Source organism: Thauera sp., assembly GCF_035444905.1.
Lineage (GTDB): Bacteria > Pseudomonadota > Gammaproteobacteria > Burkholderiales > Rhodocyclaceae > Thauera.
In genome coordinates, this window is the sequence record NZ_DAOMPS010000155.1 from 1 (window position 1) to 1206 (window position 1206).

General features: G+C 65.9%; 1 protein-coding gene and 1 pseudogene. Both read left to right on the forward strand.

All coding sequences use genetic code 11. From position 1 onward, the window contains the following. Positions 1-128: 128 nt before the first annotated feature. Positions 129-218 (forward strand): annotated as a pseudogene (locus PLC66_RS22755) (transposase); the annotation flags it as partial. After that, positions 185-1174, forward strand: coding sequence for an IS3 family transposase (locus PLC66_RS22760; protein WP_324544451.1), 990 nt, complete (start codon positions 185-187; stop codon positions 1172-1174). The pseudogene PLC66_RS22755 and the gene PLC66_RS22760, both read left to right, overlap by 34 nt. Positions 1175-1206 lie beyond the last annotated feature (32 nt).

The window sequence follows — 1206 nt, forward strand, 5'->3', positions numbered from 1 at the left end:
CGACGTCCCCCCGGTTTTGAGTAGCACGGCGATTTGGAGTCCAATCCCCAACCAGACGGAGATTGGACGTGAAGAAGCGGTTTACCGAAGAGCAGATCATCGGCTTCCTGCGTGAGGCCGAGGCGGGCATGCCGGTCAAGGAGCTGTGCCGCAAGCACGGCTTCAGCGAGGCCTCGTACTACCTGTGGCGCAGCAAGTTCGGTGGCATGAGCGTGCCGGAGGCCAAGCGGCTGAAGGAGCTGGAGGCCGAGAATACGCGGCTGAAGAAGCTGCTGGCCGAGCAGATGTTCGAGAACGACGTGATCAAGGACGCCTTGCGAAAAAAGTGGTGAGCGCACCGGCTCGGCGTGAGCAGGTGCGCTACCTGGTGGGCAGGGGGCTGAGCGAGCGGCGGGCGCTGGCGGCGGTGCGCATGAGCGCCAGTGCGCTCCGCTATGCCCCACGGCCTGATCGCAACGTCGAGCTGCGGGATCGCATCCTGGCGCTGGCGCAGCGGCACAAGCGCTACGGCGTGGGGATGATCCATCTGAAGCTTCGACAGGAGCAGTGGCCGGTGAACTACAAGCGGGTGGAACGGCTGTATCAGGAGGCCAAGCTGCAGGTGCGCCGGCGCAAGCGGAAGAAGGTGCCGCTGGGCGAGCGCCAGCCGTTGCTGCGGCCGGAGGCGGCCAACCAGGTCTGGTCGATGGACTTCGTGTTCGACCGCACCGCCGAGGGCCGGGTGATCAAGGCGCTGACCATCGTCGACGATGCCACGCACGAGGCAGTGGCGATCGAAGTGGAACGGGCGATCTCCGGCCACGGCGTGGCGCGGGTGCTGGACCGGCTTGCGCTGACGCGGGGCTTGCCGCGGGTCATCCGGACGGACAACGGCAAGGAGTTCTGCGGCAAGACGCTGGTGACGTGGGCCCACGAACGCGGCGTGCAGTTACGCCTGATCCAGCCCGGCAAGCCGAATCAGAACGCCTACATCGAGAGCTTCAATGGCCGCCTGCGCGATGAATGCCTCAACGAGCACTGGTTCCCGACGCTGCTGCACGCCCGCACCGAGATCGAGACCTGGCGCCGGGAATACAACGAGGAGCGACCGAAGAAGAGCTTGGGCGGGCTGACCCCGGCCGCCTATGCCGAACAGTTGGCGGCGAAAGCCGCTACGATGAAACCCGGACTCTAAAGAGCCCCGCTACTGAAGGCGGGGGGACGTCG